This is a genomic window from Tolumonas lignilytica (assembly GCF_000527035.1).
Taxonomy (GTDB): domain Bacteria; phylum Pseudomonadota; class Gammaproteobacteria; order Enterobacterales; family Aeromonadaceae; genus Tolumonas; species Tolumonas lignilytica.
The window spans coordinates 1,584,639-1,596,534 of record NZ_AZUK01000001.1; the positions used below are offsets into that span (position 1 = coordinate 1,584,639).

At 51.3% G+C, this 11,896-nt stretch carries 7 protein-coding genes; 3 read left to right on the forward strand and 4 right to left on the reverse strand.

The annotated features are described in order from the left end of the window. Window positions 1-33: 33 nt before the first annotated feature. The 3 genes from H027_RS0107405 to prlC all read right to left on the reverse strand — a co-directional run bounded on the left by H027_RS0107405 (window position 34) and on the right by prlC (window position 4,829). Window positions 34-783: a class I SAM-dependent methyltransferase gene (locus H027_RS0107405; RefSeq protein ID WP_161632449.1), complete on the reverse strand. Its 750-nt coding sequence runs from the start codon at window positions 781-783 to the stop codon at window positions 34-36. Window positions 784-853: 70 nt separating this feature from the next. Next, window positions 854-2,578, reverse strand: a complete 1,725-nt coding sequence (locus H027_RS17595) for a GGDEF domain-containing phosphodiesterase (RefSeq protein WP_081741424.1) — start codon at window positions 2,576-2,578, stop codon at window positions 854-856. A 214-nt stretch (window positions 2,579-2,792) separates the two neighbouring features. After that, the gene (gene prlC / locus H027_RS0107420; protein ID WP_024871840.1) at window positions 2,793-4,829 is read right to left on the reverse strand and encodes an oligopeptidase A; all 2,037 of its coding nucleotides are present in this window, start codon (window positions 4,827-4,829) and stop codon (window positions 2,793-2,795) included. A gap of 224 nt (window positions 4,830-5,053) precedes the next feature. Between prlC and H027_RS0107425 the strand changes: the two genes are divergently transcribed. The 3 genes from H027_RS0107425 to pssA all read left to right on the forward strand — a co-directional run bounded on the left by H027_RS0107425 (window position 5,054) and on the right by pssA (window position 10,068). Beyond that, the gene (locus H027_RS0107425) at window positions 5,054-6,751 is read left to right on the forward strand and encodes a sensor histidine kinase (RefSeq protein WP_024871841.1); all 1,698 of its coding nucleotides are present in this window, start codon (window positions 5,054-5,056) and stop codon (window positions 6,749-6,751) included. 45 nt (window positions 6,752-6,796) lie between these two features. Continuing rightward, complete coding sequence (locus tag H027_RS0107430; protein ID WP_024871842.1) at window positions 6,797-8,590, forward strand: aminopeptidase P family protein; 1,794 nt, start codon at window positions 6,797-6,799, stop codon at window positions 8,588-8,590. A 125-nt stretch (window positions 8,591-8,715) separates the two neighbouring features. Beyond that, window positions 8,716-10,068 carry a CDP-diacylglycerol--serine O-phosphatidyltransferase gene (gene pssA, locus H027_RS0107435; protein WP_024871843.1) on the forward strand — a complete coding sequence of 451 codons (1,353 nt, stop codon included), beginning with the start codon at window positions 8,716-8,718 and terminating at the stop codon, window positions 10,066-10,068. A 56-nt stretch (window positions 10,069-10,124) separates the two neighbouring features. On the opposite strand, the gene putP is transcribed toward pssA, so the two are convergent. Next, a complete protein-coding gene (putP, locus tag H027_RS0107440) occupies window positions 10,125-11,639 on the reverse strand; it encodes a sodium/proline symporter PutP (RefSeq protein WP_024871844.1) in 1,515 nt (504 codons plus the stop codon). Window positions 11,640-11,896: the final 257 nt, after the last annotated feature.

Here is an 11,896-nt window from a genome sequence, read left to right on the forward strand (position 1 = left end):
TTTGCAGACAGCAACTCCGTCCTCTTGCAGACGTTAACGAGTCACCACATACACATCAAATCGATTACTTTTCGTTTCAATGCTCATGCTCGGCGTCATATCATTCAGATAACCGGCATAATCCGGCCGCTTGACCACCACCCGTTTTCCGGCAACGGCTAACGCCACCGGCAGCAAGGCATCGGCATCCTGATCGGCGCCCACCAGCGACTGAAACACCCGCATCTCTTTTTTCACCAGAGCCGATTTCTGGCGATGCGGAAACATCGGATCGAGGTAAACCACATCCGGTGTGAAGCCAAGCTGCTGCAGATTATCCAGCGCAGATCCGGCCCGCAGTGACATCCGTTCTCGGACCCAAGGACCAATCTCGTCATCTCGCTGTGCACGCTGCAGACCATCGGCCAGCAAGGCCGCCACCACCGGATGCCGTTCCAGCATCGTCACCTGACAGCCCAGTGACGCCAGCACAAAGGCATCGCGGCCCAGCCCCGCCGTCGCATCCACCACGGTAGGATTCGCCCCGGATTTCAGACCCACGGCCTTGGCGATCGATTGCCCGCGGCCGCCTCCGAATTTACGCCGATGCGCCACGGCTCCCGCCACAAAATCAACCAACACCGGGCCCAGTTTGGGTTCATCCAGTTTACGCAGTTCCAGATGTTGTGCATCCCAGACCAAGGCAAAAGGCGCCTCGGTGGTCAGACATTGTAACTGAGTCGTCAATTCGGCCGCCTGCACCCGATACATCGGGTCGTCGGCAATCACCTGAATGGGGTACATGCCCGTTCCTCTGGGATTGTTTTATTGTGTAGTGGCTATTGTATAACAAAACCGAAGCGGCACTGAGTGCCTATGACATGACCTGTTTCAGATAAGTCAGTAGCGCCGGGAAGGGTAAAGGCTGGCTGAACAAATAACCCTGAATATAGCTGCAACGACGTTCCCGCAGATAATCCAGTTGATCTTCTGTTTCCACCCCTTCAATGATCAAGGTCATCCCGAGGTTATTCACCAGATTGATGATACCATCCAGTAACAGGCATTCCTGTTTTTCTTCCGGGATACTGCGCACAAACGCCCGATCGATTTTCACCACATCAATCGGAAAACTGCGCAGATAGCTCAATGCGGAGTAGCCGGTTCCAAAATCGTCAATGGCAATCCCGCACCCGGCCGCGCGTAATGCATGCATCCGCTGACGGTTGGCTTCCTGATTACTCATCAACAGTGATTCAGTTATCTCAAAAATAATGGCATTCGGGTTTAACCCCATATCGACGATCGTCGTCAGCCATTCCCGTGCATCCAGATCGATGGTCTGGAATTCGGGGGTCGAGCGGTTGATCGACATCTGAATGTCGGTAAACCCTTGTCGGTGCAGCTTGACCAAGTCTGCGCAGGCATGCAGCAGGATCCACTGCCCCAGCCCTTGAATCAACCCGCTCTCTTCTGCCAGCGGAATAAATTCAAGCGGCGAGATCGCCCCACGTTCCGGGTGCTGCCAGCGTACCAGTGCCTCCAGCTTTATGACGCGCTGCTGGTCGACATCCCATATGGGCTGATACACCAGGGATAACTGATGGTATTTGATGGCATTGGCCAGATCCTGCTGCAACCGATTCCGGTCTTGCAGATTCCGGCGCAATTCACTGCTGTATAGTTTTATCGGAATATGCTGCTTTTTCGCTTCAAACAGCGCCTGTTCCGCATTGCTTAACAAGACATCCGGTTCTTTGGAATCGCTGGGCCAGATCGCAATGCCAATCGCGGCAGAGATATAGAGCTGCTGATTTTCCAACTGGAAGGGCCAGTCAAAACTCCCCATCACCTGCTTGGCATAAATCTCGGCCTGACGCCGGTTCACAATGCCCGGCACCAATAACGCAAATTCATCACCGCCCGTCCGTGCCAGCATATCGCTGGTGCGCAATCGCCCTGACAGGCGGTGTGCCACCGCACACAAGATCTCATCGCCAGTCTGGTGATCCATGCTGGTATTGATGGTTTTCATGCCATTGAGATCCAATACCATCAACGCAAATGGTGATTCATACGAAACAAGTCGTTCCAGGCTCTGGGCAAAGAGCTGGCGATTCGGTAACTCGGTCAGCAGATCGTAATGAATATGGTTAAGCACATGACTTTCCGCTTCTTTCTGTTCACTGAGATCACGGAAAATTGCGACATAGCTACCCGCCGCCGGAGGGATGGTTTGCTTACACACCGTCAGAAAGGCAGGGAAAACTGAACCATCTTTGCGGCGGTTCCATATTTCACCCTGCCACATGGTTTGCTGTTCCAGCGTTTGCGCCAGTTGACGATAAAAGCGTTTATTCATTAAGCCAGAGCGCCATAGCTCAACGTTCTGCCCTAAGACCTCATCAGCTTGAAAACCGGTAATTTTCTGGAAAGCAGGATTGACACTCAAGACATGCAAAGACGGATCACAAATCAACACGGCATCATTGAGATAATGCCAAATGATATTCTGATGCTGATGAAAATAAGTCTGGTCAGGAAAGTAATGCGATTGCATAAAACTGGCTGGCAGTTCCCGCAGTTGATCTGCCGTCATTTAAAATACGATCTCCCTGCAGCCATCCGTTTCATATCAAGCATCCATGCCTACAACGATTCATTTTCAATGATTTCGAAGCATAAACATAAGCAATATGAAGCGCAAACGAAAGCAAAAGCATTCTGTGCTTTGATCACAATTTAGCGGTCATCGTCATGCTTTTGAAAAAAAACGGCACCAAAGTGCCGTTTCTAGCGCGAGATAACAGATTTTATTGAATCCCGGAATGGCGGAGTAACGCCTCAATTCGGGGTTCTCTGCCGCGAAATGCCTTGAATAGCGTCATTGGTTCGTCTGAACCGCCTTTTTCCAAGATATATTGCAGGAAATCCGCACCGGTTTGCGGATTAAATATCCCTTCTTCTTCAAACCGCGAGAAAGCATCGGCGGATAACACTTCTGCCCACTTATAACTGTAATAACCGGCCGCATAGCCGCCACCGAAGATATGGGAAAAGCTATGTTGGAAACGGTTAAAGGCCGGTGGCACAATTACCGCCGTCTGTTGGCGGACTTCATCCAGGATCTGCTGAACACGGCCCCCCAACTGCGGGTCATATTCACGATGCAGACGAAAATCAAAGAGCGCAAACTCCAACTGCCGCACCATCTGCATCGCCGACTGGAAGTTTTTCGCCGCCAGCAGTTTATCCAGTTCACTCTGCGGTAGTGGTTCGCCGGTCTCATAATGACCAGAGATCACCGCCAGTGCTTCTGGTTCCCAACACCAGTTTTCCAGGAACTGACTAGGCAGTTCCACCGCATCCCAAGGCACTCCGTTGATCCCGGAAACTCCGGCAACATCAATTTGGGTCAGCATATGATGCAGGCCATGACCAAACTCATGGAACAGCGTCACCACTTCATCATGCGTAAACAGGGCTGGTTTGCCATCGACCGGACCATTGAAATTACAGGTCAGATAGGCCACCGGGTGTTGCAACTGACCATCCTGACGATAACGCCGCCCCATGCAGTCATCCATCCAGGCCCCACCCCGTTTGTGGGCTCGGGCATACAGATCCAGATAGAAGCTGCCACGCAATTCGCCTTTGGCATCGACGATGTCATAAAAACGCACATCCGAATGCCACGTTTCAACCGCCAGATGCGGTTTGATCCGCATACCAAACAGTCGTTTCACCACTTCAAACAGACCCTGCACCACCTTGTGTTCCGGGAAATACGGACGCAAGGCCTCGTTTGAAATGGCATACAGATGTTGTTTCAGTTTTTCGCTGTAATACGGAATATCCCACGCGGCCAGCGTGTCGATGCCGTGTTGCTGTTGTGCATATTCCTGCAATTCCTGCAGCTCACGCAAAGCATGTGGACGGGAGCGAACCGCCAGATCCGTCAGGAAATCCACCACCTGCTGTGTGGAGTGCGCCATCTTGGTGGCCAGAGAACGTTCGGCATAATTGGCAAAACCGAGTAATTGTGCAAGCTCATGTCGTAGCGCCAGGATTTCCTCAATCAATGGCGAATTATCCCAGGTGCCGGCATTCGGACCCTGATCCGATGCCCGGGTCGTGAATGCGGTATAAGCCTCTTCACGTAATGCCCGATCATCGGCGTACATCATCACCGGCAGATAAGAGGGAATATCCAGCGTAAAGACCCAACCGTCCAGTTCACGACTTTGTGCCTGCTGTTTCGCCGCGGCTTTGGCCGAATCAGGCAAACCGGCCAATGCGCTTTCGTCAGTGATGTGCTTGATCCAGGCCTGTGTGGCATCCATCACCTGATTATTAAACTGAGAGGCCAGTTCTGACAGGCGACTGACGATCTGGCCATAACGCTGCTGCTGTTCTGCTGGTAGTGCAATCCCCGACAATCGGAAATCACGTAAGGTGTTATTAACCTGTTGCTGTTGTGCCTGACTCAGACGACGGAATTCATTACTGTCGGCCAATTGCTGATACGCCCGATACAACCCGTCATGTTGCCCGACAAAAGTTTGATATTCAGACAATAATGGCAGACAGGCTTCATAAGCGGCACGCAGTTCATCATTATTAATGACCGAATTCATATGACTGACTGGCGACCAGATACGGGACAATCGGTCATCGCACTCTTCCAGCGGTGCTATCAGGCTATCCCAGGTCAAATCTGACGAACGTAATACTTCTGTTATACGCTGTTTGGCTTCATTAATCGCCTGTTGCACAGCAGGCTGTACATGTTCTGGTTTGATCTTGCTGAACGGCGGTAAGCCATCCATGGATAACAGCGGGTTGCTCATCGGCACTTACCTCAGAATACGGCACAGAAACAGAATATTGATTCTTATTAACATGCGGTCAGAATAACTATTTATCAAGCCTTGTTGCTGTGATCTCATCCAACTTTGTTCTTTGCGCCCACCCGTGCTATATCTTGATGATTCGCGCAAGGATCCTTTGTGGCAGAATAACCTTGCCACCAACACAGCGCGCTATCCGCCAAAAGGCAGGCAATGGAACTATCATGCTGACGTATTGGAAAAATTTATTCCTGAGCTTTTCTACTGCACACCGGTTATCCCGTCGCTTACTGGCCTACATCCTTGCCTGCAGTACGGTGTTAGCCCTGATCTCGACCCTGTTGCAGTTGGGCTGGGATTACAGCCAAAGTGTCGATGACACCAAAGAGCGCATAACTGAACTGGCCCGCTCGCATCGTACCGCCATTGCGGCCAGTGTCTGGAATATGGATACCGAGCAGTTAGGCTTGCAGCTAAAAGGGTTGCAGCAAATGCCTGACGTACAGGCCGCCACCGTATATGAAAAAATCGATGGGCAGTTGCTGGAACGCGGTCATGTCGGCCGGGTGAACGGCCTGCAAGTGCTGACACAAACTTTCCCGCTGTCTTACGAAAGTTACGATGTTGGCGAACTGAAAATTGACCTGACCTTAGAACCCATTTATCAGCGCTTATGGCAAAAAAGCCTGATTATTCTGGCCACTCAGACACTGAAAACCCTGTTGGTTTCGTTCTGCATCATGCTGATTTTTTATCATCAGTTGATCCGCCATTTGCATAAGATCAGGGCTTTCCTGCAAAAGCTGGATGCCAGCAATACCATCCAGCCTTTGGCATTGGAACGAGACCCTCCATCAGATGCAGCGCAGGATGAGCTGGATGCGATCGTCATCAGCATCAATGATATGCAGCAACGACACAATGATGACTGGCAGAAACAGCTCTCGTATGCCGATAATCTGCAACAAGAACATGCGCTCAATATCAGGCTCAACGAACAACTTGAGCAAAAAGTCACAGAACGGACTCACTCACTCGAAGAGAGTCATCGCGAACTCAAAATGGCCTACGCCAATCTGAAAAACACACAGCAATCATTAATTGAAGCCGAAAAGATGGCGTCACTAGGTGCGTTGGTAACTGGCATGGCACACGAGCTGAATACCCCTTTAGGGGTCAGCATGACTGCCAGCCGTTTTTTGAGCAATAAACTAAAAGAGCTGGCCTTGCTGCCATCAGCAGAGTCGTTCTCTCGCGAACACTGGCAAACGCAACTGGAAGCCATTGGTGAGTCGGGAGAGCTACTGTCGCAACAGCTCAGAAAAGCGGTTGATCTGTTGAATAATTTTCAACAAATTGCAATCACCCACAGTGCACAACAAACCAGCAGCTTCAACATTGCCGAAACACTGCATCAGATCATTGTCTCTCAGGGGCACCGTCTGAACCAGGAACATTGCCATGTGTCGATTCAGTGTGAACCAGCACTGGAGATGCACAGCTATCTCTCGGCGTTCAGTCGTGTTTGCAATCATCTGTTGCAAAATTCGCTGGATCACGGATTTGACCACTGCAACCGGCCAAGAACCATCACTATTCAGGTGACAGCGGAACAGGGTGAGATACACCTAGATTATTACGATAATGGACAGGGTATTGCGCCAGAATTACTGCCGCATATTTTCGAACCGTTTGTCACCAGTCGGCGGGCACAGGGCTTTTCCGGTCTGGGTTGTTACATCGTCTATAATCAGGTTGTACAATTATTGGGTGGACGAATCAAATGCCAGAGCAACGTCGGTAATGGCGCTCATTTCCATATTGAAATACCAAAGAATGTCGATGAAGCAGCAGATGATTCGGTATTTCCAATTGTTTCCGGTAGCACACGCAACCGACAAACATCCATCAACTCTGGCTGATTTATGTTATTCTGCCTCCATTTTTAGCCTCACGCGGAAGCTCGCATGTCTATTCAACCTTCAGTTGCAGAACGTCTGACTCTGGTTCGTGGCTCAATGCAACACGCAGATATTCAGGCATTTATTGTCCCTCACGAAGATGAGCATCTCGGCGAATACACCGCACCGACTGATGAACGATTGGCCTGGTTAACAGGCTTCACAGGGTCTGCCGGCGTCGCCGTGATTCTGGCCGATAAAGCTGCACTCTTTGTTGATGGCCGATATACCGTTCAGGCCCGACAGCAAGTCTCCGAGGAGCAGTTTTCTGTACTGCATCTGCTGCAGGATCCGTTGAGCGATTGGCTGATCCAGCAGTTGCCCGCGAATAGCCGGGTGGGTATTGATGCTCGCCTGCATAGTCTGGACTGGTATCGTAAACACGAACAAAATCTGTCTGCTGCGCAGATCAGCCTGCATCCCTTGGCGCAAAATCCTATCGACCAGCACTGGTCTGATCGCCCTGAACCGGTCGAGTCTCCGGCTCGCCTGTTTGCCGATGAAATTGCCGGTGAAAGCAGCGCCGCCAAACGTCAGCGGCTCGCCGCACAACTGCGCGCACAATCAGCCGACGCTCTGCTGTTAAGCCAGAATGAATCAATTAACTGGCTATTGAATATCCGTGGCACGGACATTCCGGCCCTGCCGGTGGTGAATGCATTTGCGGTGTTATATAGCAATGCCACGCTGGATCTCTTCATCAAGCCAAGCCGCCTCGACAGCCAGTTCAGCAGCCATGTCGGTAACGATGTGTCCGTCTATCCGGCCGGTAAACTGAACGATGTATTACAACGTCTGGGGGAAGATGCCCTGACCGTCTGGCTAGACAGTGCCAACACCAATGCCGCCTGTGCGTTGCAACTGCAACAATATGGAGCTCGCCTGCTGGATCAGGTGGATCCTTGCCTGCTGGCCAAGGCCTGCAAAAATACTACCGAAATTGCGGGCATGACCGAAGCACATCGTAAAGATGCCATCGCCATGTGCCAGTTCCTGGCCTGGCTAGATCATGCGAGAGCTGAAGGCTTACAAAGTGATGAAGCGCAACTGGCTGAAAAGCTGGAAAGCTACCGACTGCAGCAACCGGGCTATCTGGAGCCCAGTTTTGCCACTATCTCGGCATTAGGCCCGAATGCGGCCTTACCGCACTATAATTTCCGCAATGCGCCGCCACGGGCCTTCGGTCAGGATGGCATCTATCTGGTCGACTCCGGCGGTCATTATGCAGAAGGCACCACCGACATCACCCGCACGGTTCAAGTGGGCGAAGTCAGTGATGAAGTGCGCCAGCTATTTACCCTTGTGATGAAAGGCCATATTGCGCTCAGCCGGGCACAATTCCCGAAAGGCACCTGCGGTATGCAGCTGGATGTGCTGGCTCGCATCGCACTATGGCAGCACGGATTTAACTACGATCATGGCACCGGCCACGGTGTCGGCCATGTTTTGAGTGTGCACGAAGGGCCGCAACGCATCTCGCCCAAAGGCAGTACCACGCCGCTGGAGCCGGGCATGGTCATTTCAAACGAGCCCGGCTATTACCGCGAAGGCGCATTTGGCATGCGCTGCGAAAATCTGGTTGTGGTGGAAACAGCCACCCATTCCGGCGAAATAGACCGCTATGCCTTCCGCAATCTCACAATGGTGCCATTCGACAAACGTTTACTCCTGGTCGAACAACTGAGCGAGGAAGAAAAACAGTGGTGGAATGACTATCACCGTGAAGTATTTCTGATGCTGGCGACCAGCCTGCAAGGCAACGAATTATTGTGGCTGGAACAAGCCACGGCAGCGATTTGAACGCCGCTCCCATGAATATGGAACTCCAGACGCAGACTGCGCAGCAAACTGGCAGTCCGCGCCTGCGATTGTTACAATCTGATTTATTTGCCGCGCTATTTAGCAAGCTAGCAACAAGGAACACCATGCTGTATTCAGCCTATTTTCGCCGCCAATTGGAAAAATTGCCGCTGTTACCAGTGGACGGTGACGCCATGCAGATTTTGCATCAGGCCAGTCAGTTCAAACAGCGTATTCTTGAATTGATTGCCCACGCTGAACGCCGAATTTATCTGGTCGCCCTCTATCTGCAAGATGATGAAGCAGGCCAGGAAATCATGAAGGCACTGTATGCCGCCAAACAAGCCCGGCCACAGCTGGACATTAAGGTTTTTGTCGATTTTCACCGCGCACAGCGAGGGTTGATTGGTAAAGGGCCTCAGTCCGGTAATCACGTGATGTATCAGGATTTCGCCGCGCGTTTTCCAACCTGTGACATCCCGTTTTATGGTGTTCCGGTAAAACGCCGGGAATGGTTGGGGGTTTTACACCTCAAAGGCTTTCTGTTTGATAATACATTGCTTTATTCCGGGGCCAGCCTGAATAACATTTATCTGCAGCAGCAGGAGCGTTACCGTTTTGATCGCTATCATCAGATCCAAAACGCTGATTTGGCCGATAGTTTTGCCCGTTTTATCCTCCGCCATTTCGTCAACGACACGGCCGTACCGCGACTGGATAAACCGAATATCCCGAATATCAAGCAGATCAGGAGCGAGCAACGCCGTTTTCTGCGCCGTCTGCAAGCCGGACGTTATGAATTTGAAGAGAGCGTGATCGGACCGCGTCAGTTTGGAGTCACACCGCTGGTCGGTTTGGGGAAACGGGGGAATCGTTTAAACCGAACCATCCGCGATCTGGTCCGCAGTGCGGAACGGGAAATCTTTATCTGCACACCGTATTTCAACCCACCGCTTTCGCTCGCGCGCGATTTGCATGGCTTGTTGAAACGGAAAGTGAAAGTCACCATCGTGGTCGGAGATAAAACGGCCAACGACTTCTTTATTCCAACTTGTGAACCCTTTAAAACCGTCGGTGGTCTGCCTTATCTCTATGAAGTCAATCTGCGCCGCTTTGCCAGCCGCTACCAGAATTTCATTGATAACGGGCAACTGAATATCATGCTATGGCGACACGAGCAGAACTCTTATCATCTGAAAGGAATTTTTGTCGATGACCAGTTGAGCCTGATCACCGGCAGCAACCTGAATCCCCGCGCCTGGGCGCTGGATCTGGAAAACGGCATGCTGTTACGGGATCCGCATCGTCTGTTGTCCGATCGGTTCTTTGCCGAGAGAGAAAACATCCTGCTGCATACCCACCGACTGACGCATTTCAGTGAGTTAGAACAGTTGCAGGATTATCCCGATGCCGTCAAACGCTTGCTGACCCGAATACAGCGCTTCAAAGCCCATATACTGTTAAAGCAGATCTTATAACTGCCACAAAAAAGCCCGCACTTCACAGCGCGGGCTTTTCTTTTCACAGTAACAACCTATTCCACGACTGTCTGCGTCAAGGATGTACTCGGATTAGTCATTTCAACTTCCATTCGAGCAAAATCCTGCTGCATCCGCACAGAAGGGGCTTTATCCATCAGACTGAACAGCACAATAGCCGCCAGCGCCATCAGGAAACCAGGCACCATCTCATACAGACCGAACCAGGCACCGTTACGCCAGATAATCACCGTCAGCGCACCGATCAACATACCAGCTAACGCGCCATTGCGGGTCATACGTGGCCAGAGCAAAGATAAAATGACCACAGGGCCAAACGCGGCACCGAAGCCGGCCCAGGCATAGCCAACCAGCCCCAGGACCTTACTGGCCGGATCACGTGCAATCACGATAGCAATGATAGACACCAGCAACACCATGAGGCGACCAATCCACACCAGCTCTTTCTGTGATGCCTGAGGACGCAGGAAGACCTTATAGAAATCTTCGGTCAGTGCAGAAGAAGAGACCAACAGCTGGCATGACAAGGTACTCATGACAGCCGCCAAAATGGCCGACAGTAAAATGCCAGCAACCCAAGGGTTAAACAGCAATTGCGACAGGGCAATGAAGACAGTTTCATGGTTTGATTGCACCGAACCCGCCTGATCCGGATGTGCGGAAAAATAGGCAATACCGAAGTAACCTACCGCAACCGCACCTGCCAGTGTCACCACCATCCAGGTCATGCCAATCCGACGAGCATTGGGAATTGTCTTCACGGAACTGGCGGCCATAAACCGCGCCAGAATATGCGGCTGTCCCATGTAACCCAGTCCCCATGCCATCAGGGAAATAATACCGATGGTAGTGGTGCCATGGAACAGGTCGCTGTATTTCACATCGAGGGTATTAATCGCTTGCACCGCATCATGAAAGCCACCGGCATGAACCATGACCATCACCGGCGTCAATAACAAAGCAAAAATCATCAGCGTCGCCTGCACGGTATCGGTCCAGCTGACCGCCAGGAAGCCACCCACAAAGACATACACTATCGTTGCAGCCGCCCCCGCCCAGAGTGCCACATCATAGCTCAGACCAAAGGTCTGCTCGAATAACCGAGCGCCCGCGACCATGCCGGAGGCACAGTAGATCGTGAAGAAAATCAGGATCACCACCGCCGCCAGGACGCGCAATAACTTGCTGCGATCTTCAAAACGATGCGTAAAATAATCGGGTAGTGTTAACGCATTTTGCGTGATTTCGGTATACACGCGTAAGCGTCCGGCCACCATCAGCCAGTTAAACCAGGCACCAATAATCAAGCCAATCGCGATCCAGCTTTCTGATATCCCAGACGCATAGACGGCACCCGGTAACCCCAGCAATAACCAGCCGCTCATATCTGAAGCACCAGCACTCATGGCCGTCACAAAACTACCCAGGCTGCGCCCACCCAGAATGTAATCTGACAGATCACGGGTATAGCGCCAGGCCGCAAAGCCGATACCGATCATCGCCAGAATATAAATGACAAACGTAATCGTCGTCGGGTTAGTAAAGTTCACAGGCTTCCTCTCCCATGGGAATAGACACGAATCAGCACCTTGTGTGCCGCATATCGTAAAAGGTGAGAATAATAACGTATTCCCCTACTCGGCGCGATGATATCTGCATATTCACGCCATGATCGTCGCAAATCCCCTTATTTATCCCCTTTTGTTTCGGAAAAAATTATCTATGTTGATTATGTTTTAAATGATTAAACGTAAACTTCGCTTTCGGCTGATTATTCAACAAAAAAGGCTGTGTCATACTCTGATTG

What these genes read in the sequence shown, in the direction of transcription:
- H027_RS0107405 (WP_161632449.1), bottom strand. Translation starts at nt 783, where the DNA reads ATGTACCCCATTCAGGTGATTGCCGACGACCCGATGTATCGGGTGCAG.
- H027_RS17595 (WP_081741424.1), bottom strand. Translation starts at nt 2,578, where the DNA reads ATGACGGCAGATCAACTGCGGGAACTGCCAGCCAGTTTTATGCAATCG.
- prlC (WP_024871840.1), bottom strand. Translation starts at nt 4,829, where the DNA reads ATGAGCAACCCGCTGTTATCCATGGATGGCTTACCGCCGTTCAGCAAG.
- H027_RS0107425 (WP_024871841.1), top strand. Translation starts at nt 5,054, where the DNA reads ATGCTGACGTATTGGAAAAATTTATTCCTGAGCTTTTCTACTGCACAC.
- H027_RS0107430 (WP_024871842.1), top strand. Translation starts at nt 6,797, where the DNA reads ATGTCTATTCAACCTTCAGTTGCAGAACGTCTGACTCTGGTTCGTGGC.
- pssA (WP_024871843.1), top strand. Translation starts at nt 8,716, where the DNA reads ATGCTGTATTCAGCCTATTTTCGCCGCCAATTGGAAAAATTGCCGCTG.